General features: G+C 53.6%; 22 protein-coding genes. 4 read left to right on the top strand and 18 right to left on the bottom strand.

What is annotated here, in order from left to right:
- Positions 1 to 43 precede the first annotated feature (43 nt).
- From BN2591_RS23525 to BN2591_RS23450, 16 genes are all read right to left on the bottom strand, one after another.
- Entirely contained in the window at positions 44 to 868 is an 825-nt protein-coding gene (locus BN2591_RS23525) for a lysozyme inhibitor LprI family protein (RefSeq protein ID WP_086874134.1), read from the bottom strand.
- A 57-nt stretch (positions 869 to 925) separates the two neighbouring features.
- Positions 926 to 1,738, bottom strand: coding sequence for a lysozyme inhibitor LprI family protein (locus BN2591_RS23520; RefSeq protein WP_143468285.1), 813 nt, complete (start codon positions 1,736 to 1,738; stop codon positions 926 to 928).
- Complete coding sequence (locus tag BN2591_RS23515; protein ID WP_086874132.1) at positions 1,738 to 2,562, bottom strand: peptidoglycan-binding protein; 825 nt, start codon at positions 2,560 to 2,562, stop codon at positions 1,738 to 1,740. The genes BN2591_RS23520 and BN2591_RS23515 overlap by 1 nt, the downstream gene beginning before the upstream one ends.
- A gap of 85 nt (positions 2,563 to 2,647) precedes the next feature.
- The gene (locus tag BN2591_RS23510) at positions 2,648 to 3,319 is read right to left on the bottom strand and encodes a hypothetical protein (protein ID WP_143468284.1); all 672 of its coding nucleotides are present in this window, start codon (positions 3,317 to 3,319) and stop codon (positions 2,648 to 2,650) included.
- A 15-nt stretch (positions 3,320 to 3,334) separates the two neighbouring features.
- Positions 3,335 to 3,781: a DUF5675 family protein gene (locus BN2591_RS23505; RefSeq protein WP_086874130.1), complete on the bottom strand. Its 447-nt coding sequence runs from the start codon at positions 3,779 to 3,781 to the stop codon at positions 3,335 to 3,337.
- A gap of 49 nt (positions 3,782 to 3,830) precedes the next feature.
- Positions 3,831 to 4,313: an Hcp family type VI secretion system effector gene (locus BN2591_RS23500; RefSeq protein WP_086874129.1), complete on the bottom strand. Its 483-nt coding sequence runs from the start codon at positions 4,311 to 4,313 to the stop codon at positions 3,831 to 3,833.
- A gap of 249 nt (positions 4,314 to 4,562) precedes the next feature.
- The gene (locus tag BN2591_RS23495) at positions 4,563 to 5,000 is read right to left on the bottom strand and encodes a Rap1a/Tai family immunity protein (RefSeq protein WP_086874128.1); all 438 of its coding nucleotides are present in this window, start codon (positions 4,998 to 5,000) and stop codon (positions 4,563 to 4,565) included.
- A gap of 39 nt (positions 5,001 to 5,039) precedes the next feature.
- Positions 5,040 to 6,542, bottom strand: coding sequence for a type VI secretion system contractile sheath large subunit (gene tssC, locus BN2591_RS23490; RefSeq protein ID WP_017457015.1), 1,503 nt, complete (start codon positions 6,540 to 6,542; stop codon positions 5,040 to 5,042).
- Between the two features lie 3 nt (positions 6,543 to 6,545).
- Positions 6,546 to 7,070: a type VI secretion system contractile sheath small subunit gene (tssB, locus tag BN2591_RS23485; RefSeq protein ID WP_016495653.1), complete on the bottom strand. Its 525-nt coding sequence runs from the start codon at positions 7,068 to 7,070 to the stop codon at positions 6,546 to 6,548.
- 74 nt (positions 7,071 to 7,144) lie between these two features.
- Positions 7,145 to 8,158, bottom strand: a complete 1,014-nt coding sequence (gene tssA, locus BN2591_RS23480; protein ID WP_086874127.1) for a type VI secretion system protein TssA — start codon at positions 8,156 to 8,158, stop codon at positions 7,145 to 7,147.
- Between the two features lie 11 nt (positions 8,159 to 8,169).
- Positions 8,170 to 8,880: a type VI secretion system-associated protein TagF gene (gene tagF / locus BN2591_RS23475; RefSeq protein WP_086874126.1), complete on the bottom strand. Its 711-nt coding sequence runs from the start codon at positions 8,878 to 8,880 to the stop codon at positions 8,170 to 8,172.
- Positions 8,881 to 8,898: 18 nt separating this feature from the next.
- A complete protein-coding gene (gene tssM / locus BN2591_RS23470) occupies positions 8,899 to 12,510 on the bottom strand; it encodes a type VI secretion system membrane subunit TssM (RefSeq protein ID WP_086874125.1) in 3,612 nt (1,203 codons plus the stop codon).
- Between the two features lie 3 nt (positions 12,511 to 12,513).
- Positions 12,514 to 13,752: a DotU family type VI secretion system protein gene (locus BN2591_RS23465; protein WP_086874124.1), complete on the bottom strand. Its 1,239-nt coding sequence runs from the start codon at positions 13,750 to 13,752 to the stop codon at positions 12,514 to 12,516.
- A gap of 17 nt (positions 13,753 to 13,769) precedes the next feature.
- Complete coding sequence (tssK, locus tag BN2591_RS23460; protein ID WP_016495648.1) at positions 13,770 to 15,113, bottom strand: type VI secretion system baseplate subunit TssK; 1,344 nt, start codon at positions 15,111 to 15,113, stop codon at positions 13,770 to 13,772.
- 24 nt (positions 15,114 to 15,137) lie between these two features.
- Positions 15,138 to 15,644: a type VI secretion system lipoprotein TssJ gene (gene tssJ, locus BN2591_RS23455; protein ID WP_016495647.1), complete on the bottom strand. Its 507-nt coding sequence runs from the start codon at positions 15,642 to 15,644 to the stop codon at positions 15,138 to 15,140.
- Between the two features lie 23 nt (positions 15,645 to 15,667).
- Entirely contained in the window at positions 15,668 to 16,159 is a 492-nt protein-coding gene (locus tag BN2591_RS23450) for a hypothetical protein (RefSeq protein ID WP_086874123.1), read from the bottom strand.
- Positions 16,160 to 17,143: 984 nt separating this feature from the next.
- On the opposite strand from BN2591_RS23450, the gene BN2591_RS23445 reads away from it, so the two are divergent.
- The gene (locus tag BN2591_RS23445; RefSeq protein WP_086874122.1) at positions 17,144 to 18,865 is read left to right on the top strand and encodes an alpha,alpha-trehalase; all 1,722 of its coding nucleotides are present in this window, start codon (positions 17,144 to 17,146) and stop codon (positions 18,863 to 18,865) included.
- A gap of 70 nt (positions 18,866 to 18,935) precedes the next feature.
- Here BN2591_RS23445 and BN2591_RS23440 read toward each other — a convergent pair whose 3' ends face one another.
- Positions 18,936 to 19,190, bottom strand: coding sequence for a GlsB/YeaQ/YmgE family stress response membrane protein (locus tag BN2591_RS23440; RefSeq protein WP_017457007.1), 255 nt, complete (start codon positions 19,188 to 19,190; stop codon positions 18,936 to 18,938).
- A 210-nt stretch (positions 19,191 to 19,400) separates the two neighbouring features.
- Between BN2591_RS23440 and ycgR the strand changes: the two genes are divergently transcribed.
- Complete coding sequence (ycgR, locus tag BN2591_RS23435) at positions 19,401 to 20,132, top strand: flagellar brake protein YcgR (RefSeq protein WP_086874121.1); 732 nt, start codon at positions 19,401 to 19,403, stop codon at positions 20,130 to 20,132.
- Here ycgR and emtA read toward each other — a convergent pair whose 3' ends face one another.
- Positions 20,133 to 20,744 carry a membrane-bound lytic murein transglycosylase EmtA gene (gene emtA / locus BN2591_RS23430; protein WP_086874120.1) on the bottom strand — a complete coding sequence of 204 codons (612 nt, stop codon included), beginning with the start codon at positions 20,742 to 20,744 and terminating at the stop codon, positions 20,133 to 20,135.
- A gap of 100 nt (positions 20,745 to 20,844) precedes the next feature.
- Between emtA and ldcA the strand changes: the two genes are divergently transcribed.
- On the top strand, positions 20,845 to 21,756 hold the full coding sequence (gene ldcA, locus BN2591_RS23425; RefSeq protein WP_086874119.1) for a muramoyltetrapeptide carboxypeptidase: 912 nt from the start codon (positions 20,845 to 20,847) through the stop codon (positions 21,754 to 21,756).
- A 123-nt stretch (positions 21,757 to 21,879) separates the two neighbouring features.
- Positions 21,880 to 23,613 carry a potassium/proton antiporter gene (locus BN2591_RS23420; RefSeq protein WP_086874118.1) on the top strand — a complete coding sequence of 578 codons (1,734 nt, stop codon included), beginning with the start codon at positions 21,880 to 21,882 and terminating at the stop codon, positions 23,611 to 23,613.
- The last annotated feature ends 4 nt before the right edge of the window (positions 23,614 to 23,617 follow it).

The raw sequence follows: 23,617 nt of genomic DNA, 5'->3' as shown, positions 1-23,617 counted from the left end.
GACGTTCGCGAATCCGGCGCAGCCACCGGATAAGTCTCTTGTTTTACTGGATTTTACTGACCAATTCAAAGGTCCGTTGTTGCATCGATTTTGTTAAGCAGGCCGCATCTGTCTGGCACTGGTTACGTTTTTTAAGCCAGTTACGCTGCGCCGCTTTCATGCCCGCCAACGCGGCTTTATCCGCCGGGTCAATTTCTTGCTGTTGCTGCAACTGAATGGTGTAGGCATCGGTCACGCTGCGATCCCAGGCCGCCAGTTCGTTGTCGCCACAAATCGCTTGCTCGGTGGCGCTTAGCTTAGCGTTACAGGAAAAACTGGGCGTAATTTTTTCATCAGTTGTCACGCGTTTCAGCACAAAATAGCTGTTGTCATTCCCGTACATCAGCAGCTTATCGGCAGATAACAAAGCAACCCAGTTACCGATGGATTCGCCATCCGGCCCCAGGTGCCCTTGCTGGCATTGCAGCACAATCGGGGTAATTTTCTGCTTGCCCAGCCCGTTCAAACCGAAATCTTCTGCGACAGGAATTTTTGGCGAGAAACGACGTTCGCCGGAAGTTTTAACTATCGCTTCGTTCAGCGTCATCGGCGATTGCTGAAGGTATGCGGGTTGCTGGCAATCAATGTTCAGCGCCGCGTCGCCACTTACCGCGTGGTTATCAAAACGAACCATGCGGCCAACATAACGGGGATCGTCTATTTTGGTATCGAAATAAGTCGTGGCGTAGTTGTCCGTCTCGCCGGAAACAACCCGCCATTGACCACTAATAGAGGTCGGAGTCTCTGTCGCATTTGCAATGCTGACACCGAAAATAATGAGAGCGGCAACCACTCTCATGACACTTTGTTGAGCCGCTTCAATAGCCATATAACTCCCTAATCCGCTCCCCGCTGTTGGCTGCGGTTCAACCGGTTAACACACCCATTACTGGAATTGTTCAATTAACGCTTCAACACGATCTTTCATACTTTTTTTTATACATTCAGCATCATTCTTGCATTGGTTACGTTTATTGAGCCAGTCGCGCTGTTCAGTTTTAATTTGCGCTATTGCAGCCGTATCTTTCGCATCCGTGTCTTGTTGTTGCCATAGGCGAGTTTTATAGGCGTTGGCGACGCTAAGATCCCATGAAGAAAGATCATCACTGCTGCAAATAGTTTGTTCAACAGCGTTCACTTTTCCGTCACAAGAAAAACTGGGTTTTGTTTTTTCACCAGGTTTTACGCGTTGCAGTACAACGTAGCTATTATCAAACCAATTCATCACCGCACTGTCGGCGGAAAGTAGCGCAATCCAGTTTTTGATCGACTCACCATCAGTCGAAAGATAGCCAGACTTACACTGAATAAGGATCGGCGTGACTTTCAGGTTTCCCGGTTGTTTGAAGCCAAAATCCTTCGCGACCGGGGTTTTGGGCGCTATATATCGCTCACCGGACGTTTTAAAAATGATTTCGTCGAGCGTCATCGGGGGTTGAGTGGTATAAGTCGGCTGTTGACAATTCACATCCCACATCAATTCAACATGTGCTGACGTTGCACCAAAATTGATAACTCGTCCTACATAGCGTGGATCATCAGGACTCGTTGGCGTTTTTGCCGTAGCCTGGCTATCAGGTTCTGCGGATATAATGCGCCAACTTCCAGCAAGTGAGTCAGGTATTTTTTGCCCATCAGCATTCGCGGTACTTGTCCCGATAGTTAAAAAGGCAAGTGTCGAAAGTAGTGAATATCGCATCAATATTGTCCGTTTAAAAAAAGATTAACTTCAGTTTTGCGGCGGGCAACGAGCCCCGCAGGATAGGTGTTTCCACTTCGTATAATTTGGCTTATCAGCGTCATTGCATCGCTGACTTGTCCATTATTAATGAAGTTACATACTTTATTCAGGAATCCACCACTATTGTAGGAAAAGCATACTAGTGCATCGAACTCATATTGACGTAATGGAACGGTGATACGTCTACGTATTGAATTTACGTAACCCGGTACAGTCAGACGTAATAATGCTTTTTCCTGCTCGTGTGTAAGTGTAATGAGGTATTTATTCTCTTTCGCAAATTTGTCTGCCGCTGTCCCAGACTTGCCCGATGCGGCTGAAGCTTTTTCTGCAACGTCTTCAGAAAGCCCCAGAGAAAGCAATTTGGCTTTAATCTCATCCGGAGTACGTTCTTTCATATCGTAACCTGGCCCCAGTGTTACACCACTCGCTCCGGTAGGCCAATGGAGATGGCAACTCACATTAGGTTGTGCTTCAAGACCAAAGAGTGTTTCAAAACCACTCTGCGATAAATTCATCCCTGCGCAGGGCTGGCGTTCAACTGCCCCCCCAATCGGTGGCGCTGGCGCGCGTTCCGTGACCGTTTTACCGAGCGCCTGAAGAGTTCGGCGTCCGGCAATACCGTCAACATGAAGACCACTTTTTTGCTGAAAAAGACGTACTGCATTCTCAGTACGCGGACCATAAATACCGTCTGTACTAATGGAATAGCCCTTTTCTTTTAATAAGTTCTGCAACTCTTTGACCTGAGGTCCCTTATTTCCTGTCCTTAATACCGGCATATCAATGTCCTGAAAGATAGTTGTTCAGAGTAAAAAAACCGAAAATACCTTGCTGACGTAAATTTTTCATTCACGGAAAATAATTTTAGTTAATCGGCTGAAGTTCATTAAGCCTGATATACCCTTCTGTTTTCTGTACCGGGCCGCCATTTTTCTCATCAAGAATTGCCACGCGAATCCATTTTTCATTCACCGTTTTCATTTTAATGAGTGGCTGCGCTGATTTAATAACCTGAAGATTCTTAGCGCCGTCATCTGGTTGACTTTTCAAATGCAGATCCTTGACACCCTCTTTCAATATGAAAGTTTCTGCCCACGGCCAGGATTCACATCCAGCAGCCCGCTCCAGCGTGTCGACAGATGGCGAAGGAGTGGAAATCGGTGAAAAACTCATGGCATTAGCGCTGAATAATGGTCTATCACACTCGGTCTGCTTTTTTAACGTATCAATAGTGATCTGGCCGGATTGTTCCGTATGACCTTCAGAGAATTGTTTAAACGTTGAAGGTAAGCGAGGGAAATATTTTTCCAATTGGCGCTCACCATTATTAATATTGACATTAATCGTTTTTTCGACTTTACCAGCGTTGTTAATCACAAAATAACGGTACTTTAATTGCGCTGTTTTTTTTATTCCGTCATCATTAAACACAGGTAACCAATATGCTTGCAAAACTCCCTGATGAAATGTCTGGGAAGCGATGCCATTTAGTGACCACAACATACAAAATACGCTGGCAATAAATATTCTTAACATCGTTGTGACTCCATGCTAATTGCTACAATTGACATAGCAAGAAGTGATCGTCAGGGTAAAGTTTTCAATACCCTCTTGGGTCAGAAAGTCTTTTAATTCTGTTAATTTTGTCACACTCCCGCCGACAAAGTTGTTTCCTTTACTACCACCAATTAACAGACACCCTTCGGTGTTATAGGGATAATTACCATTATGAATTAAAATATAGCGAGATTGCGGCACTGCGGAATTATAAAGAAGTGGAACGGGATTATGCATCTGAACAGAAGCAATATTACTCGTATGCCATTTGAGGCGATAAGAACCTTCGGGAATCCGTTTTAACTGTCCGGAGGCCGTAGTATCTGGTCCTGGGCGCTCCAGAAAATACCCTTTAATGGTACTGCCAGAAACCTCAAAGGTTGAAATAGTTGATGTATCGCTTTCCCATAGGCGTTTCACTGAAATGAGATGGTTGGCCATGCATAAACCCCTTTAAATGAGCGATCCCTTTCGGGATCGCTGTCGAACATTACGCTTCTTTATTTTCCTTAATGTTCCAGCCAGCGCTGGTTTCGGCACCTTTACCGCCGGAAGAAGACTGTTCCCAGTACTGCTGTTTCACTTTCGCAGCCTGGAACGCGTAGGAAATCCCTACCAGATCGCCATCGTCGGATCCAGTATACTGAACAGACGTGACCAGCACATCTTCCAGGGTGATGCGCGCGTACTCAACCTGCTGGCCGCCTGCTTTGCAGACAGAAAGCTCGACTTTGCTCAGGTGTTTGCCGCTTGCACAATGTTTCAGGATAGCCGTAGCTGATTTATCGATCAGCGCATTAACGTGCAAGTCGTTGAAATTTACTTTCCCGGCACCACCGCCACCACCAACGCTCATGTTCCCAGGTTGGGATGCACCCCAGGTAAAGGAGGTAATATCAGTCCAGCCGGTGTGGTTAGAGTCTTTAGATTCACCCGTAACTCCATCGACCTTCAGAAACATATCAATAGCCATAATATTTACTCTTCGTTAATGATAAATATTGCTTTCGAAAAAGCGCTTATATGGCAAACGGGTAAGCATGGGGCCGAATAAAACCGTCCATATTTTACCTCTGCCTCGTTTGATTCTGAAAAGATTATGCATCTGTTCAGAAACACTCATTCCCTCGGTTGAGAGAAAGAATTCATGACATTCTGACGCCAATATAACGACGTGGCGTTACGGAAATAGCACTATCAGCGTTCAGATAATTCGCTCGCGTTATTTATTGCGCGATGGTTTGTTTTTTTCACAGCTACCATGATGCTGCGTCATCGCGTCGATAATTAACCTCGACGCGCGCGCCTGTTTCAGCCTCTCAGGTGGCAAGCTGCGAAAGTAGCTATACACAATTTCATGCAGCGTGATGGATTTGAACCGCCGGTAACTGCACCAGACAGTCCCTTCCGTGGTATCCAGCACGCCTAATAAATAGAGATCGGCTTTAATGCGCTCGCGCTCGTTGCTTTTTGATGTCCAGGCGTTGAAAAAGCGCTCGCCGGACATATTCACATCCTGGCTGGTAAGCAACGCCGGGTCGCGCAAAAAATTAGCCGTATCGTCCTGCGGCAACGCCTGTGCGCGCAGGGTGTAATCCTGTTCTGCCCAGCTTAACGCTGAACAGAACAACAGACCGGCTAACATAATGCGCTGTCGCATCGTCACATCCTTGTGGTTAATGAAGCCAGCCTGTCTGGCTTACGCCTCTTTGGTTTTCAGCGATGGCAGTTTCGATACCAGACGCAGAGAAACCGTCAGACCTTCCAGCTGGTAGTGCGGACGCAGGAAGAATTTCGCCGCGTAGTAGCCAGGGTTATCTTCGATTTCCTGCACCTGCACTTCTGCCGCCGCCAGCGGTTTACGCGCTTTGGTTTCCTGCGAGGAGTTCGCCGGGTCGCCATCGACGTAGTTCATCACCCAGTCGTTCAACCAGCGTTCCATTTCGTCACGCTCGCGGAAGGAGCCGATTTTGTCGCGCACAATGCACTTCAGGTAGTGCGCAAAACGGCAGCAGGCGAACAGATAAGGCAGACGCGAAGCCAGACGTGCGTTAGCGGTCGCGTCGGCGTCGTGGTACTCCATCGGTTTTTGCAGCGACTGCGCGCCAATAAACGCGGCGAAGTCGGAGTTTTTACGGTGGATAAGCGGCATAAAGCCGTTTTTTGCCAGTTCTGCTTCGCGACGGTCGCTGATGGCGATCTCGGTCGGGCACTTCATGTCCACGCCGCCGTCATCGCTCGGGAAGGTATGGCATGGCAGGTTTTCCACCGCACCACCGGATTCCACACCGCGAATCGAGGTACACCAGCCGTACTCTTTGAATGAACGGTTGATGTTCGTTGCCATCGCATACGCGGCGTTCGCCCACGAATAGTTGTTGTGGTTCGCGCCGTCGGTCTCTTCTTCGAAATCGAAGCTGTCAACCGGGTTGGTGCGAATACCGTACGGCAGACGCGACAGGAAGCGCGGCATCACCAGGCCAAGGTAACGGGCATCTTCAGATTCGCGCAGTGAACGCCAGGCGGCGTACTCGGTGTTCTGGAAGATTTTCGTCAGATCGCGCGGGTTCGCCAGCTCCTGCCAGGACTCCATCTGCATTACACTTGGCGCAGTACCGGTAATGAACGGGCAGTGCGCCGCCGCGCCGATGCGCGCCATTTCGCCCAGCAGTTCGACATCCTGCGGGCTGTGGTCGAAGTAGTAATCGCCAACGAGGCAGCCAAACGGCTCGCCACCAAACTGGCCATACTCTTCTTCATAGATTTTTTTGAACAGCGGGCTCTGGTCCCAGCCCACGCCTTTAAAGCGTTTCAGGTTACGGCCCAGTTCCTGCTTGGAGATGCTCATAAAGCGGATTTTCAGCATCTCGTCGGTTTCGGTGTTGTTCACCAGATGGCTCAGACCGCGCCACGCGCTTTCCAGTTTCTGGAAATCTTCGTGGTGGATGATCTGGTTAATCTGCTGCGACAGTTTTTCATCGATACCGGCAATCAGGTTCTGAATGGTGCGGTAGGTATCACTGGAAAACGTGACGGTGTTTTCCAGCGCCTGTTGCGCCAGGGTTTTCACCGCGCTTTCTACCGCGGAACGCGCCTGGTCCGTTTTCGGACGGAACTCTTTGCTGAGCAGCGCGCTGAATTCATCCTGGCTAAAGGCCTGTGCGCCCTGCTGCAATTCTTGCTGTTGAGAAGGGTTGCTCATGGTTTACTCCTCTTTACCTTGCGCACTGTCTTCACTGTTCGGTAACTGGCTGAGCGATTTCAGCAGGGTTGGGTCCTGCAACACTTTGGCAATCAACTCTTCCGCGCCGTTTTTGCCGTCCATGTAGGTCAGCAGGTTGGAGAGCTGCGTGCGTGCTTCCAGCAGTTTGTTCAGCGGCTCAACTTTGCGCGCCACCGCGTCCGGCAGGAAATCATCCATGCTGTCGAAGGTTAAATCGACGTTCAGACGGCCTTCGCCGGTCAGCGTGTTGTCGACGTTAAACGCTACGCGCGGTTTCAGCGCTTTCATGCGTTCGTCGAAGTTGTCGACGTCGATTTCGAGGAATTTACGATCCTCAATAGAGGGTAAGTTCTCCACCGGTTTCCCTACCAGATCCGCCATTACGCCCATCACAAACGGAAGCTGGATTTTGCGCTCCGCGCCGTACACTTCCACGTCGTACTCAATCTGTACGCGGGGGGCACGGTTGCGGGCGATAAATTTCTGACCACTGTTACTTATTGCCATGATGTTCTCCATCGAATATGCGCGGTGAAGGTTTGACGATCGGCAACACGCCTGCCGTCATAACTCGGTACGCGTCAATCCTGACGCCCAAAGATGTTTTGCAGTTGATTCACGCCATCGGGCGCCAGATCGCGAATAATCTCCATAAAGTCCAGTTCGATGAGCCGCTGTACGCGGTCAATCATCAACGGCGCGGGGTGGCTCGGCTCATGCTGGGTGAAATATTGCTTCACTTTTTCCAGCATCAGTTGCGCATCGGCACGCGTGGTAACCTGCGCGGTTCGCCAGTCAGTATGCGCCGCCAGCGGCGCGGCGACGACCGGTTGCGGCGCGCTATCCGCAGGCGCCGTTTGTTCTGTCGCCTGTGGCTCTTGCGTGCGGTTAGCGCGGCTGACGCCGGCTATCAACCCGACCGTTTTGAGTAACTGTTCCATTTCCGGCACCCCGCTTTCGCCCAGTTGTTCGAGCAGCCATGTACGGATCGTTTGCAGACGCCCTTCGATTTGACCAATGGCTTCAACCCCCGGCTGACCGCCGCGCGTGAGTTCATCAATCAGACGCACCCGACCGCCAGGATAGCCTGCACATTCCGTTTTGCTGCCGTCAAGCAACGCCTGCGCGTCGCGCACATTTAGCTCATCGCCATTGCTGCGTAAAAGCGTCGCCTGGCGCAAGGTGGTAGTCAGCGAAGATTTATCGCTTAACCCCGCCAGCGCATTAATGCGGTAAAACGGGTCGAACTCACCGCCGTCCGTCAGCGCAGGCCAGAGTTGATCCCAGTACAGCGCCAGCGCCTGACCTAACAGCATTAAACCATCAGCATAGCCTTCCAGCCCGCGACGTCGAGTCCACGCATGGGTTAATGCCATCATCACGCGGATATCTTTGGTGCGCGCCAGCAGTCCGGTGGCCAGTTTTTCCACCCGCGTCCAGTCTGCCGGTTCGGCGGGAATAATGGTGCTGCCAAACTGCTGCTCGGCCTTGCCGAGGCTCGCCTGCTCCATGGCCTGGAAATCGGCGTCGTACTCCAGATTCTCACCGCACGGTTGCTCCGGGCTGACCGGAGCGAGTAACGATTCTATAGTCATCCGCAACCTGCTTATTCTTCAAACATCGGTGGGTAGAGGCCGTGGCGACCGGGTCTTGCGCCACCCGCCGGCTCAAACAACAGCGTGAATAGCTGGCCGGTAAAATTGCCGCTGTGCACATGCGTATAGAGCGGGTAGCCATCGCTGCGGTTGGTCCACCAGAAGCTTATCTGGCGCAGCGGATCAAAACATTCGGCGGCCTGTCGCCAGCCGATGGTGGATTCGCCGTCGCCGTCATAACCAATCACATCCAGAATTTCCGAGCGCGTTTCCGGCTCCACCAGTTGCACCGGCGGAATGGAGAGTAGCGCCTGGTCGAGCTGTTCGGGCGAAAAACCATTTCGCACGGCATGCAGCATGGTGCGTCCGAGTTGTTCATACCAGTCGCCCGCCTTCGCTAAATGGCGCGGCGACCACTCCAGCGGGTTAATTGCCATCAACGCACACAGCGGATACTGGCGACCGACGCTGTCACGCCCTGGCAGCAGGCAGCCCATTTGCACCTGCTGCCCGCCGAGCATCGGCGGCACAACGAAATTCCAGATCGGTGCATTGCTGAACTGCCGGTCGCTTGCCCGCTGTTCTTCTTTCTGCCAGTTCATCAACCCCACCTGGAACCAGTGGGACCACTGACGCTGAAGCGCATCAGGAAAGCGGCGTTGTAAAAAATCGCCCGCACTGGGCAGTTTGCCATACCAGCTAATTGCAGAAGTCGTAGTCATTAGGCGTTCCTTTGCAGTTCAAGGACATGCGAAACGTGGAAGCTGGAACGGGTTGCGGATGCTGTTCGGTGCGAATTCCAGCGTCACCTGATGTCCGTCAACCGTGAATGTCGCCTGGCGGCTCAGGCTGCTGCTGCCGGGGCTGACGCGCGCTTTATCGAAAAAGCGGTTCAGCGCCCAGGCACCGTTGGTCACAAGCGTAGCCGTTGTGCCGTTGGCCAGCCCTAATTGCATGCGCACCTGGTTGGTGCCGCCGGAACCCGGCCAGCTAACGATTTGCACCGCCTGCGGGCCGTGGCTGTAGCGAAGTATTTGCCCGTCCACATCCAGCGTCATATTCAGGATGGTGTTATCCATGCGCACCGTACGCACCGTGGTGCGAAACGACGGGGTTGCGCTGCCGTTGGCAAAGAACGCATCACGAATGGATTGCGCCTGCTGAAACGGTACCAGCACGCCTTCGCTGCCCGGCAAGGTTTTACCATCGATGCCCGGCATAAAACGCCAGGTTGCCTGGGTGGTATCGACTTTGTTGGTCAGGTTGTCGCGAAAAAAGACATCCATCAGACCGGTACCCGGCGCAAACATGCGCGCCAGATCGTCCGGGGTCACTTCTGCGCTGGCGGTACGCACTAACGGGTAACGCCCGGCAATCGCCTGGCGGCAAAAGCTGCCCACTTCAACGCTGATGCGCTTGCGCACGTTTTCCATATCCCGGCGCTGGGTATCACTGCTCGCGCCGACCGCCATATTGCTGAACATGGTTTGCAGCCCGCCCGGTAAACGCCCGGCGCTGGCCTGCAAACGGCTAATCGCTTCGCCGCCCGGCGGTGGCATCCCGCTGTTGGCGGCATCCTGCACGGCGGTCAGGTAACGATAAAGCTCATCAACCTGTTTGAGAAAATCATCAAACACAATGGTCTTGCCGCCCTTTTCCAGCGGCTGCGCCAGTTCAATGATTGGCGCGAAATGTTCGGTGACACGCTGTTCCGGCGTCTGGCTGGCGGCGGCGTTTGCCGTGGCTGACGCACTGTCATGGTTGCTGAACAGCGTTTCGAGCATCTGCGTGCCACGGTTGCTGCTCTCCGGCGCTTTCTCTTTGCCGTCAGCCACGTCATCGCGGCTGAGTTTCAACTGCTGGCTGAGGTTGATAACCAGCCGGCGCAGCGGCGAGTTATTCCCGGAAAGCAGACGCGCGGTGTTGATGCGCTGGTTCAGATCCGCGCTGTTATTCAACTGAATGTCGCTTAAGAAGTTATCCCAGATGGCGATAAAATCACGCGCATAGAGCTGGCGCACCGCGTTATCGGTTTGCTGTTTGTCTTCTGCTTGCGTGGTGGAACCGAGCACCCAGACATCATCTTCATGCAGCGAGGCGGTGACCGGCGCGATTTGCGCATTGAAACTGTTCCAGTAACCATCCGGGGTATACAACCCTGGCAGCCCTTCACCGACCGGCTTGCCGCTTTTGCGGGAAAAGACCAGCTCACTCTGCGGGCCGCCCAGCGACGCCAGCGAAACCTGTTTCAGGTTTTCATCGCGTTCCAGCAGGCGTTTTAGTCGCCCGTAAACGCGGGTGGAGAGTGGTTGCTGGTTGATTAATGCCTGTTCGCGGCTAATCAGCGCGTCGTCTTTCGCATACGGCGAGGACTGAATTTGCGGCTCCAGCAGTTGCGCCAGGTGCCACTCAAGCTGGCTTAACTGTGCTTTGGTGACGTTCTGCGGCAGGTTACGTTGCAGATTGAGCATCACCCAAGAATGCAGGAACTTACCGTCGTAATGCTTCGGCTGATACAGCATTTGATAGGCTTTCAGCGCTTCATAGCTGTATTCCACATCGCTGCCGTTGTCGTTACGCAACCAGGTGGTGATGCGCATCGCCACTTCCGGTAGCAGCATCTGTTGCAGCGCTTTCTGGTACAGCGTTTGCGAGGCGTCGGCGACATCGTTACCGCGATAAAGCCCCATACGGCGGGTGATCGGCGGGTTATTGACGTCAAACTTCTCACTTTCCGGCAGCGCGGAGAGGCCATTAAGCAGCGGCAGCAAGGCAAAGAGATCGCCCTGTTGGCGGTTACGCAGCGCTTTGATTTGTTGATCGAGCGCTGGCACTTTGGCCTGCACTTCATCCAGATAATCGCGGTTATTGCCGTAACTGGTGAACCACAAAGCGCTGATAATAATCAACAGCGCCAGCAGCGCCGCGTAGCCCGACCAGATCACCGCCCGGCTGCGCAGTTCCCACCAGCGGTTTTGCCCGGCGATACCGGCTTCCTGGAAGATCACGTTTTGCAGCAGATGCTTGATAAAGAAGCTCTGCCCTTTCCCGCCGGGCACCGGCTCCTCTTTGCTGACCGAATCCCAGTTATCGCCCGATTTCCCTTGCGGCAGCGACAGCGCGCGGTTCAGCTCGCCCATCACGCGGTCAAACGGCAGGCCTTCCTGCGTACCGCTGGCAAAATAGATGCCGCGCGGGGAGAACTCGGTTTCAAAGTTGGAGCGGGCAAAAATGGTGTTCAGGTAATCAGCCAGCAGCGGGCGCAGCGCGGCGAACTCCTGCGGGAACAGGAAACATTCCGCGCGAGCCTGCGCATCGCTTTCGCGTAGCAGCGTATCCGGCAGCGCCGCGTCCAGACGCTGTTGCAGCAGCGCGAACTCCTGAAGAAAGCTGCCCTGCAGGTCGAAATCCGCCAGTTTGGCTTTTTCCCACGGGAAGGTGAAACCCCAGATTTGATCGCGCTGCGCTTTATCAAAGCCAGCAAAGTAGGCGCGAAAACCTTTCAGCAAGTCCGCTTTGGTAACCAGCACATATACCGGGAAACGAATACCCAGTTGTTCATGCAGCTCGGTTAAACGCTGGCGCAGGTTGAGCGCCTGTTCGCGCGACGCCTCGGCGGACTGGGTGAGCAGATCGGCAATGCTCACCGTCACAATCACGCCGTTGATCGGCTGACGGCGGCGATACTTTTGCAGCAGGCCAAGAAACTTCAGCCATTCGCTCGCATCCTGAACCTGCTCACTCTCTTGCGTGGTATAGCGCCCGGCGGTATCGAGCAGTACCGCTTCGTTGGTAAACCACCAGTCACAGTTACGCGTACCGCCAATACCGCGCAGCGCGGTTTTACCAAAGCGATCGGCCAGCGGGAATTGCAGACCGGAGTTCACCAGCGCGGTGGTTTTGCCGGAACCCGGCGCACCGATAATGACATACCACGGCAACTGATACAGGTACTGGGTACTGAAGCGCTGCGCCCACTGTCCGCGTTGACCGGGCTGGTTGAAGTGCGCTTTTTTCAGCACCTGCGCGGCTTCTTCGAAACGCTCGTTCAGCACCTGATCTTCATTATTGAGGCGTTTGCGCTCAACCGGATCTTTCGCTTCTTCGCTTTTCAGGTTGTCCATCAGCTTGCGGTTGAGCCAGGCGTTGTAAAGACGCGGCACAATGTGGCTGTGAACCCAAATCAGGTACATCACCGCAATGGTGATCATGCGGTTTTGCTCAGACTCAAGCGGGCGGGAGTCCACGACGGAGAGCAGCGGGCCAATCATCCAGATAACTGCGGCCAGCCCCGTTACGCCAAGGAAACCCCACAAAATGCGGTTGGTCAGCAATGAAAGCAACATATTCATCCTTTAGTTTCCTTGCGGCAATCCGTTCAGCTCGGCGGCCGTATTTCCCGGCGACACCAGCAAAGTAATCTCAACGCGGCGGTTACGGGCGCGGTTTTCAGCCGAGTTGTTCGGCGCTATTGGGTTCATCTCCCCTCGCCCTTCCGCTTTCACGCGCGCCGGTTGCGACAGGTGTTTTTGCAACAGCGACTGCACAGAACGCGCACGCTCCAGCGACAGCTCGTAGTTCGAGGCGAAACGCGCACTGCGGATCGGCACGTTGTCACTAAAGCCGACCACCAGAATTTTCCCGCTCACGTTGTTCATCGCCTGCGCCACACGATCGATAACCGGTTCATAGCTTTCGCGTGCCACTGTCGATCCGGAAGCGAACAGGCCATCGCCTTTCAGCGTCACGACGCTGCGATCGGCTTCATCGCGTACCGCCACCAGCCCTGCCTCAATTTCCGGGCGCAGAAACGCGCGCAGGTTAAGCACCGGCTGCACGTTTTGTACCGGTTGCTCAATGGAAGCTTCCGGCAATTGAGTCTGATAAATTTTCGCCAGCACCGGGTTGGTGCTGTCACCCAGACGCCAGTTGAGCACGATATAGAACAGGCAGGCGAGAAAACCCGCCAGCCCGACACACGCCCACAGCGGAATCACCGGACGCCACAATTTGCGCATCACCGGTTGATCTTCCGGGTGCGGCGACAGCGGCGGCGGATAGTTGCCACGCACACCGCGAATCATCTGCCACAAACGCTGTTTGATGGTTTCCAGTTGCGTGCGGCCATTGTCCATCACCCGGTAACGCCCTTCGAAACCGAGTAACAGGCAGAAGTTGATAAGCTCCAGCAGCGCGATATGCTCGCGCGGGTTTTGCGATAAGCGCGCCAGCAACTGGAAGAATTTCTCCCCGCCCCAGGTTTCGTTGTGAAAGGTCACCAGCAGACCGCTACCGGACCACACACCACGGCTTCCCCACGGGGTGAGCGCCGCCGCTTCATCCAGCGCGGTGCATAAACAGTAACGGGCGCCGACGATCACTTCATAGGCCAGCCCGGATTGCTGGCAGCGCACTTCAAAACGGCGAATTTCATCAATCAGGTGCTGGCGCAGACCGCTTTGATCATCATGAGAAACGGAATAGCGGATCTGCGGTATGGCGTTAAGTAGCGGGTTGGCGGCCGCGACCAAAGGATTGTTGCCACTTGCTCCTGCCAGAGCGGCATCGCTGCCGGAGGCTTGTTGTTCCTGCATATTGTGCGCTCGCTGTATTATTCAGTCGGGCTACGGATGGCCCAAAACTCCATATCAAGACCCGGGAATTCACCTGCCAGATGCAGGGCGAAAGCCCCCGATTTCTCCATTTCGTTCCACAGCTCGCCGCCCTTTTCCAGTTCGAAATAGTTGTAACCGGCATGCCACGGAATTTGCGGCGGCGCGACCGGCATGGTGCGCAGCTTCATACCCGGCAGTTGCAACTGCACCAGGTCGCGGATTTTGGTGACCGGCGCGACTTTCATCTGTGCCGGGAAATGGGTTTGCAGAATTTCGCCTGGCACGCTGGCTTTCACTGCCAGCACGAAACCAAACTCGCGCGCCATGGTGGTGGTCGGCAAGGTGGCGATATTCAACCCGTGCGTGCGTTCGGTAAGCGGTAACTGGATGGCGTGCTCTTCCATCACCAGAGACAATCCGTTGCGCAGCATCAGTTGTAACTTGCCAAAACAGCCAGCCAGATCGTCATGGTCATAAACCGGCAGCGTCTCTTCCGGCGAGCGCGAGGCGGTCCAGGTGGTCAGCTCGGTGGCAAACGCCAGCCAGCTACGCCACAACTCTTCCGGATGGATCATCGGCAGCGTTTTCAGATGGGAAACCTGGCCGACATGGTGGTTAATCAACGCCAGCAGCGTGAATTCAACCATTTCGGAGGTATTAAAACGCCCCGGCTGACGCAGACGCTGGCCAATCTGCTGGCTACGCTGCATCAGCAGGCTTTGCAGATCGTTGATAATGGCGTAAATCGCCGGATTGTTAACCGCATTCAGCATCGGCGGAATATAACGGCTATCAATACGAACGTGGTTATCGTTACGTTTTTCTACGACATGCGCGACACCGATCGCCGTCCACTCTGCCGAGAGATCTTTTTCCAGCATCAGTTTCAGCCGCAGACGGCCAAACTGCACCGCCGCCGGTCCTACTGACATGGCGTTATCGTCATCGACTTCGCTTTCCCAGGTGACATAACGCGCCAGCGAGTCTTTCTCTTCGCTGAAGATCACCTCATCACGCCCGCCGCGACGGGCCGGCAGCGCCAGCACCACGCGCTCATTGTTGATGTTGTCAGGGATAGCCAGCGGTGTGGGCGCCTGGCGAGCATCGTGGAATGAGAAGAAGGTACCATCCGGCAGTAAACCGCTGGCATAACTCAGGGCAATACAGCCCTGGCGCAGCATGGCATCGTCGAGCTCGATATCAAGGTAGCCCCAAAGATACGGGCGCTGCAGTGTCCCCCACTCGCGAATATGGTGTTGCAGATAGCTTTCCGCACGCTGAAAGTGATGAGGGCGCAGAAACATACCTTCGGTCCACACGACCTTTTCTGCTTTGTTCATACGGTTTTCCTGTTAAGACTGGCGCTATTTGGAAATCACGCGGATGCCATTGACGTCGAGGAAGATGTTGGCTTCCAGTTCGTCAGACGAGGATTTCCAGAATTCGTAGAAGTGCGTCTCTCCCTGTACCGGGAGCGGTAAGGACATCCGCCATTTTTTGCCATCCAGCGCCTGATACTCGGCCATCACGCCGATGTAACGCGCGTCGGGCGCGCTTTTACCGCTCAGCGTTTTCGACAACTGGCCGGGCATCAGGAAAAATTCATCACTGTTCAGCAGGTTGGCGCCAAGTACGCTATCTGCGTTGTTTTGCAGCGACCAGAAATCGGCGGACATAAATGTCGCGTCCGATTTCAACAGCAACACCCTGACTTTAAGGGGAGCGGACTCATTGATCTGCGGATGAGCCCTGAACTGAAGGTTATAGCTGGTAGGTACGCTGTGTGAAGAGGAGCCACAACCGCTGGCCAGGGTGGCCAGCACAAAGAAAAACACCAGGCTAATCTGGCGTACAACCGAATTATTATTCATACCAGGTACTCGTCACGGCTGGATTAATTGATGATCCACGTTCCGGAGTTGGCGTTTTTGCAAGCCTTACCGCTGCCATCGACAGTCACGCAGGTCTGTTTTTTACGCACGACGCGGCGTTTGTCATCGCGCAGGGTTTTTTCGTACAGTTCGCTTTTCACTACGGCACGCATCGGCACATAACCAATCAGCTCTTCCTGACCTTCATCGGCCAGCGCCATCCAGAAGTGTTCAACCTGCCCCAGCACCACATAGGTTTTACCGGCTTGCAGCTGGCGAATCACTTTGCCGCCGAAATCCGGCGTGCTCATCACCGACGCCGGGTAAAGCGCGCGATAGTCTTGTTTGATAGGCTGGAATTCCTTCGGCGGAATAACCGCGTAGCGGTGTGTCAGCGTGACACCGTTCACTTCGCTGGTGACGATGGTGTCATCGGTCGGGGCGGGCTTAGGTGGCGCTTTACAAGCCGAAACGCCAAAGACAAAAAGAAGAGCCAATACCATTCGCATGTTCATAACGTTTTTTTCCATTGCAAATATATTACTGTGTTGACCTGGAGCGTTTTGGAAAGGGTATTTAAATCGCTCTAAATGACGCAAATCCATGTCCAGTTAAACGCTCAGATAATGAATAAAAGGCATAGCTACCGCATGAGTCTGTCGCAGGGACAGGCCGCAATAATATTACTTTTCATTGACTATCGTGACACAATTTTACAGATCAGGTTATTCAATTCAATATGATCTCCGACCTGTTGAAATACTATTATTTAATTTTTTTGCAAATTAGGACAATTCTCAAGAAAGAATTTCACTTTAGATGATAATCCCTAAAGATGCCAACCCACCAGATTAATAACGGTGCGCGATCTTTGCATAACTGGCTGATTATTAATAGATATTATTAATCACAATCCAATAGCATATATTTTACGTTGCGGGATAGGATGAATCCTAAAAGCTAATTTAATGTGATAAACCCTACGATATTTAGTAGTGAAAATACCGGAATAAAAGTGCGGATTAACATAAAAGACAGGCAGCGGTGTTATTTCTGCGTTGATAGGCAAAATATATTGAACAAAAAAAGATTATTTCCCTGGCAAGATAGTCAAGGATGTAACAGTTCCTGCGCGGAAACATTCTTTACTTTCATATGAAATGTTACCCTTCCTTAAATTGTGTAGTCATACTTAATTCTTGTGAACGGCCAATAAATGAACCCTTTCAGCAAAATTGATTCAGCGCGCTATTTACCCGCAATGCGCCTTTACGCAAATAAATAAAAGCCCTCTGGCGATCAAATGTGCAACTGGCGCGCACTATTCGTGCGCGGATCGCATAAAAATCCGCCCTCCTACTCTGCCAGCCAAACGGGGAAATTGTCTGGAATCGTGCAAAATGCCAAACGCGACACACGATTTGTTTCAGTTTCGACTATGGTTTTGTGCAAGGTTGATTGCGGCAGCACCGCTGTGCACCCGCTAAGGAGAATAATCGATGACAAGACCTGTTCTACACCGGCCGCGCGCCCTGCTGCTGGTATTGCAAATCGCGTTAGGCGGCACGTTACTCGCCTCAGCGCCTCACACGTTCGCCGCCGAGGCGCAAAACTCACCGCAGCCACCAGATATTCTGTTCGGTCCGCTGTTTAGCGATGTGCAAAGCGCTAAGCTGTTCCCCGATCAAAAAACCTTTGCTGATGCTGTGCCAAAAGGCGACCCGCTGATGATCCTCGCCGATTACCGCATGCAACGCACGCAAACCAGTTTCGATTTACGCCACTTTGTGAATGTGAACTTTACGCTGCCCAAAGAGGGGGAAAAATATGTTCCGCCTGAAGGGCAAAACCTGCGTGAACATATCGACGGGCTGTGGCCGGTGTTAACACGCACCACCGACAGCGCCGGGAAGTGGGATTCGCTGCTGCCACTGCCAAAACCGTATGTCGTGCCAGGTGGACGTTTTCGCGAAGTCTATTACTGGGATAGCTACTTCACGATGCTCGGCCTCGCCGAGAGCGGCCACTGGGACAAGATTGAAGACATGGTCACCAACTTTGGCCATGAAATCGATACCTGGGGTCATATTCCTAACGGCAACCGCAGCTACTACCTGAGCCGCTCGCAGCCGCCATTCTTCTCGTTGATGGTGGAACTGCTGGCCACGCACGACGGCGATGAGGCGCTGAAAACCTGGCTGCCGCAAATGGAGAAAGAGTACCAGTACTGGATGGAAGGTGCGGATACACTGCAACCAGGCCAGGCCAGTAAGCGCGTGGTTAAGCTCAGCGATGGCAGTGTGCTGAACCGCTACTGGGACGATCGCGATACGCCGCGCCCGGAGTCGTGGCTGGATGATGTGACGACGGCAAAAAATAACCCCAATCGCCCGGCCACCGAGATTTACCGCGATTTGCGTTCTGCCGCCGCGTCGGGCTGGGATTTTAGCTCCCGCTGGATGGACGATCCCAATCAGCTTGGGACTATCCGGACCACAAGCATTGTGCCGGTCGATCTGAATGCGCTGATGTTCAAGATGGAAAAAATGCTCGCCCGTGGTTATCAGGCCGCCGGCGATAGCGCAAAAGCAAGCCAGTATGATGCACTGGCGAACGCGCGTCAGAAAGGCATTGAAGCCAATCTGTGGAATGAAAAAGAGGGCTGGTACGCGGATTACGATCTGAAGACGAAGAAGGTGCGTAATCAGCTGACAGCCGCGGCGCTTTACCCGTTGTTTGTTAATGCCGCCGCCAAAGATCGCGCCGATAAAGTGGCCATCGCGGCAAAAGAACGGTTGCTGAAACCAGGGGGAATCGCGACCACCACGGTAAACAGCGGCCAGCAGTGGGATGCGCCGAACGGCTGGGCACCGCTGCAATGGGTGGCAACAGCTGGGCTGCAAAATTACGATCAGCAGAAACTGGCGATGGAAGTGAGCTGGCGTTTTCTGACCAATGTGCAGCACACCTACGATCGTGAGAAAAAGCTGGTCGAGAAATATGATGTCAGCACCACCGGTACTGGTGGCGGCGGAGGCGAATATCCGTTGCAGGACGGTTTCGGCTGGACGAACGGTGTGACGCTGAAAATGCTCGACCTGATCTGCCCGAAAGAGAAACCGTGCGACAGCGTCCCGCAAACGCAGCCCGCACAGCAGCCTGCCGCGAAGGTGGAAACGACGACGCAGCCGCAAAAACAGCAGCAAGCCGTCGCGCAGTAATCCGCACGCAGTAAAAAGCCGCAACAATCATGTTGCGGCTTTTTTGTCTCAAAAACGGATGAACTGGCGGTTAACCTCGTCTGAACAGCCGGAATACGGCCAGCACAACAATCGCGCCCAGCACCGCAATAAGGAAGCTGTGCCAGTTGAAGCCAGTAATATCTCCGCCATAGCCAAATTGTGTCGCGAGCCAGCCGCCGACCACGGCCCCGACGATCCCAAGGATACAAGTCAGAATGAAACCGCCCCCATCCCGTCCTGGCATAATCAATTTCGCAATAACGCCAGCAATCAGGCCAAAAACGATCCACGCGAGAATGCCCATGTTTCTCTCTCCTTCTGTTAGTCTTGTTGACGCGCCCATACCACTTCGGCGACGCGTTAGCTACAGTATAGTTGTCGGTCATAAAACATTTTCATCTCACAGACTTAATTCAAACGGATTACGAAAATAATTACGTTATTTGTATTAAGTTCTTGCTGAAAATGCCGATAACGCAACGAAGGTGTGTCAGTCATCAAGGAGCCATTCGGCGTGAGCAATTACAGTGAGCAGTTCCTGAAACAAAATCCTCTGGCCGTGCTGGGCGTGTTACGCGACCTGCAAAAAAACCAGGTACCCGTGTGCATTACCTGGGGTAGCGGTCAGTTCATCAGTAAGATACTGGAAGTGAATCCAGAAGAGCTGATCATGGATTTTGGTAGCCAGGAGTACGAGAACAACGCAGTACAGCGTGCCGGAAAAGTGACCGTGACCGCTGAAACACACGGCGCCAAAGTTGAATTCACACTGACAAAACTTTCTGCCGGCGATTTTCAGGCGTTACCTGCTTTTATTACTCCGCTTCCGGAAACGCTGTGGTTTATTCAACGCCGTGAATATTTTCGCATCAGCGCCCCGCTCCACCCGGCCTATTTTTGTAAAGCCTTTATGCCGGATAAAAGCGAGATCCGCTTTCGTCTGTTCGACCTGTCATTAGGTGGCATGGGCGCCCTGCTGGATGGCGAAGCGCCTGCCGCGTTACAACCAGGCATGCGTTTTTCCAAAGTGGAACTGGATATGGCGTCGTGGGGGCAGTTCTATTTTGACGCGCAGTTGATTGCGATTGGCGAGCGTAAAGTCGTTGATGGCAAGAATGAAACCATTGTTACGCCGCGCCTGAGTTTTCGCTTTTTGAATGTCAGCCCGGGCGTGGAGCGCGAGCTCCAGCGCATTATTTTTGCCCTGGAGCGCGAGGCGCGCGAACGCGCCAACCGGGTGCGCTAATTACATCGCATCCATCGCTTTTTGCACTTTCCAGATATAGCGCGGCGCCTGCGGCGCGGGGTGGTTTTCCGCCACATGCTTCATAAACGCGTCTGCGCTTAAATCATTTATCTCTTCAATGGCTTCGCTTCTGTCGGACGAAAATGTCCGCAGTAGCGCGCCTGCGCCATTCACATACGAGACCACCAGCGCGTACTGCATCACTTTCGGATCGCGGATGCCGGCCAGCGGCCCATGCTCGAGAATACTCAAATAAGCCGCCCCCATGGAGATGTTGCGCTCCGGGTTTTTGAGTTCGCTGGTGGACGGTTGCCCGCTCCAGCCCATATGACGGTAAACTTCGCGCCCGGCGGTGGAGGCTTTAAGCTGCATCAGACCAACAGCGTTTGATTTACTGACCAGATTAGGATTACCGCCGGATTCCACGGCAATCATCGCGGTGATCAATTGCGGGCTGACGCCCCAGGCCGCACCGGCTTTTTCGGTGATGGGCATCCACTGCATTGCGCGTTTTACCGGAACTTCCGGGTTCCAGTCCGGGTTACGATAATCCTGCTTTGAACTACATCCGGCGAGCAGTACCACTAAAAAAGCAAACCATCTCAATTTCACGCAAGCTAATCCTTCTATAAGTGTCATCGGCGACGGATGACAACGACACAGGTTAGCGGCATGATAACCGTTTCCCTATAGATGTCAGCAAGGAATTGCCATGTCCACCTTCCACCTGATTGCCCCTTCCGGCTATTGCATTAACCAGCACGCAGCAGCGCGTGGCGTCGAACGTCTTACTCAGCAGGGACATCAGGTTAACAACCAACACGTCATTACCCGCCGTCATGAGCGTTTCGCCGGGCGTGACGAAGAACGACTGGCGGATATCAACGCACTGGCGCAATTGCCGGGTGAAAACATTATTGTGATGCCGGTGCGCGGAGGGTACGGCGCCAGCCGTCTGCTGCCGGATATCGACTGGCCGGCGCTGGTAGCGCGCCAGCAGCATCACCCGCTGCTGATTTGCGGCCATAGCGATTTCACCGCCATTCAACTTGGGTTACTGGCACACGGAAAGGTCATCACCTTTAGCGGGCCAATGCTGGCGGGGAATTTCGGTGCCGAAACGCTGGATACCTTTACGGCAGAGCACTTCTGGCGAGCTATCAGCAATGAAACCTTCACTATCGAGTGGCACGGTGAAGGCCCGCAGTGTGACGTGGCAGGCCTCCTGTGGGGGGGAAATCTGGCGATGTTAACCTCGCTGATTGGTACGCCCTGGCTGCCTTCTATACCCGGCGGTATTCTGGTCGTGGAAGACATCAATGAACATCCCTACCGCGTGGAACGCATGCTGTTGCAGTTGTTGCACGCCGGCATTCTGGCGCAGCAGCGGGCGCTGATCCTCGGCAGTTTCTCACTGGCGCAACCCAACGATTACGATGCGGGCTACAATCTTAATAAGATGATCGACTATCTGCGTGCGCAATTGACGATCCCGGTTGTCACCGGGCTGGCGTTTGGTCATGAACCGCAGACCGTCACACTGCCGCTCGGCGCGCATGCCCGGTTGCAACATGCTGAAAAGACGCAACTGACCTTATCGGGTCATCCCACGATCTTGATGTAAAAAAAGCCCTTTATGCGCTTATTAAAACGTTGTTTCTGCCGTTATTATATGGCGCACTATTCAACCCGGCCGGTCAACGCCGCCCGGGATCCAGCACGGTGAAAATTAAGGAGATGCACACCATTGGACGCTGAGGCGATAATCAGTCTGTTTATTCTGGGTTCAGTTCTTGTAACCTGCAGTATTTTATTAAGTTCTTTCTCCTCCCGCCTTGGTATTCCCATTCTGGTTATCTTTCTGGCAATCGGTATGTTAGCCGGTGTTGACGGTATCGGCGGTATTCCGTTCGATAACTACCCGTTTGCTTACATGGTCAGTAACCTCGCGCTGGCGATCATTTTGCTTGATGGCGGCATGCGTACCCGCGCCAGCTCGTTTCGCGTAGCGCTTGGTCCCGCGCTTTCCCTGGCAACCATAGGTGTGCTGGTCACGTCAGGCTTAACCGGGATGATGGCGGCCTGGTTGTTCAAGCTCAATATTATGGAAGGCTTTTTGATCGGCGCGATTGTTGGCTCCACCGATGCCGCTGCGGTGTTCTCGCTGCTCGGCGGTAAAGGGCTGAACGAACGCGTCGGCTCAACGCTTGAAATCGAATCCGGCAGCAACGATCCGATGGCGGTGTTCCTCACCATCACGCTGATTGAGATGATCCAGAAGCACAACGCTGACCTCGATATCATGTTCCTGGTGCATATTGTGCGGGAGTTTGGTCTCGGTATTCTGCTCGGCGGGTTGGGCGGTTATCTGTTGCAGCAGATGATTAACCGCATCTCTCTGCCGCCGGGTCTTTACCCGCTGCTGGCCCTGAGCGGCGGGATTCTGGTTTTCGCCTTAACCACGGCCCTGCACGGTAGCGGCATTCTGGCGGTCTACCTGTGTGGTTTTGTGCTGGGCAACCGCCCTATTCGTAACCGTTACGGCATCCTGCAAAACTTTGATGGTCTGGCCTGGCTGGCGCAAATCGCCATGTTCCTGGTGCTCGGGTTGTTAGTCACACCGTCTGATTTGTTGCCGATTGCCGCTTCCGCACTCATCCTTTCAGCTTGGATGATTTTTGTTGCCCGCCCTCTGTCCGTGTTCGCCAGTCTGTTGCCGTTTCGCGGTTTTAACCTGCGCGAACGCGTTTTTATCAGTTGGGTGGGTCTGCGCGGCGCAGTGCCGATTATTCTCGCCACCTTCCCGATGATGGCCGGGCTTGATCACGCGCGCCTGTTCTTTAATGTCGCCTTCTTCGTGGTGTTAATCTCGCTGCTTTTCCAGGGAACGTCACTCTCGTGGGCAGCGAAAAAAGCCAAAGTTGTCGTGCCGCCGGTTGGCTGGCCGGTCTCCCGGGTTGGTCTGGATATTCATCCGGACAACCCGTTTGAGCAGTTCGTTTATCAACTCAGTGCGGATAAATGGTGCGTGGGTGCCGCGCTGCGCGATTTACATATGCCTGCGGATACGCGCATTGCCGCGCTATTTCGTGACAATAGCCTTCTGCACCCCACCGGCAGTACCCGGCTGCGTGAAGGTGATGTGTTATGCGTAATCGGCCGCGAAAGCGATCTCCCCGCGCTCGGGAAACTGTTTAGCCAGTCTCCGCCGGTGGCGCTGGATCAGCGATTCTTCGGTGATTTTATCCTTGAAGCCGACGCGAAATTTGCCGATGTGGCGCTGATTTACGGCCTGGAAGATGGGCTGGAGTATCGTGAAAGCCAGCAAACGCTGGGCGATATTGTGCAGCAACTGCTGGGTGCCGCGCCAGTCGTGGGGGATCAGGTCGAGTTCGCCGGGATGATCTGGACAGTAGCGGAAAAAGCCGATAATGCCGTACTGAAAGTCGGCGTTCGCGTGGCAGAAGACGAGGCGGAATAACCGC

This window comes from Kosakonia pseudosacchari, from assembly GCF_900184035.1.
GTDB lineage: Bacteria > Pseudomonadota > Gammaproteobacteria > Enterobacterales > Enterobacteriaceae > Kosakonia > Kosakonia pseudosacchari.
This window is presented reverse-complemented; position numbering and strand designations above follow the sequence as displayed.

Bases quoted from the DNA above. Each gene is read 5' to 3' on its own strand.
- BN2591_RS23525 (WP_086874134.1), bottom strand. From the start codon at position 868: ATGGCTATTGAAGCGGCTCAACAAAGTGTCATGAGAGTGGTTGCCGCT.
- BN2591_RS23520 (WP_143468285.1), bottom strand. From the start codon at position 1,738: ATGCGATATTCACTACTTTCGACACTTGCCTTTTTAACTATCGGGACA.
- BN2591_RS23515 (WP_086874132.1), bottom strand. From the start codon at position 2,562: ATGCCGGTATTAAGGACAGGAAATAAGGGACCTCAGGTCAAAGAGTTG.
- BN2591_RS23510 (WP_143468284.1), bottom strand. From the start codon at position 3,319: ATGTTAAGAATATTTATTGCCAGCGTATTTTGTATGTTGTGGTCACTA.
- BN2591_RS23505 (WP_086874130.1), bottom strand. From the start codon at position 3,781: ATGGCCAACCATCTCATTTCAGTGAAACGCCTATGGGAAAGCGATACA.
- BN2591_RS23500 (WP_086874129.1), bottom strand. From the start codon at position 4,313: ATGGCTATTGATATGTTTCTGAAGGTCGATGGAGTTACGGGTGAATCT.
- BN2591_RS23495 (WP_086874128.1), bottom strand. From the start codon at position 5,000: ATGCGACAGCGCATTATGTTAGCCGGTCTGTTGTTCTGTTCAGCGTTA.
- tssC (WP_017457015.1), bottom strand. From the start codon at position 6,542: ATGAGCAACCCTTCTCAACAGCAAGAATTGCAGCAGGGCGCACAGGCC.
- tssB (WP_016495653.1), bottom strand. From the start codon at position 7,070: ATGGCAATAAGTAACAGTGGTCAGAAATTTATCGCCCGCAACCGTGCC.
- tssA (WP_086874127.1), bottom strand. From the start codon at position 8,158: ATGACTATAGAATCGTTACTCGCTCCGGTCAGCCCGGAGCAACCGTGC.
- tagF (WP_086874126.1), bottom strand. From the start codon at position 8,880: ATGACTACGACTTCTGCAATTAGCTGGTATGGCAAACTGCCCAGTGCG.
- tssM (WP_086874125.1), bottom strand. From the start codon at position 12,510: ATGAATATGTTGCTTTCATTGCTGACCAACCGCATTTTGTGGGGTTTC.
- BN2591_RS23465 (WP_086874124.1), bottom strand. From the start codon at position 13,752: ATGCAGGAACAACAAGCCTCCGGCAGCGATGCCGCTCTGGCAGGAGCA.
- tssK (WP_016495648.1), bottom strand. From the start codon at position 15,113: ATGAACAAAGCAGAAAAGGTCGTGTGGACCGAAGGTATGTTTCTGCGC.
- tssJ (WP_016495647.1), bottom strand. From the start codon at position 15,644: ATGAATAATAATTCGGTTGTACGCCAGATTAGCCTGGTGTTTTTCTTT.
- BN2591_RS23450 (WP_086874123.1), bottom strand. From the start codon at position 16,159: ATGAACATGCGAATGGTATTGGCTCTTCTTTTTGTCTTTGGCGTTTCG.
- BN2591_RS23445 (WP_086874122.1), top strand. From the start codon at position 17,144: ATGACAAGACCTGTTCTACACCGGCCGCGCGCCCTGCTGCTGGTATTG.
- BN2591_RS23440 (WP_017457007.1), bottom strand. From the start codon at position 19,190: ATGGGCATTCTCGCGTGGATCGTTTTTGGCCTGATTGCTGGCGTTATT.
- ldcA (WP_086874119.1), top strand. From the start codon at position 20,845: ATGTCCACCTTCCACCTGATTGCCCCTTCCGGCTATTGCATTAACCAG.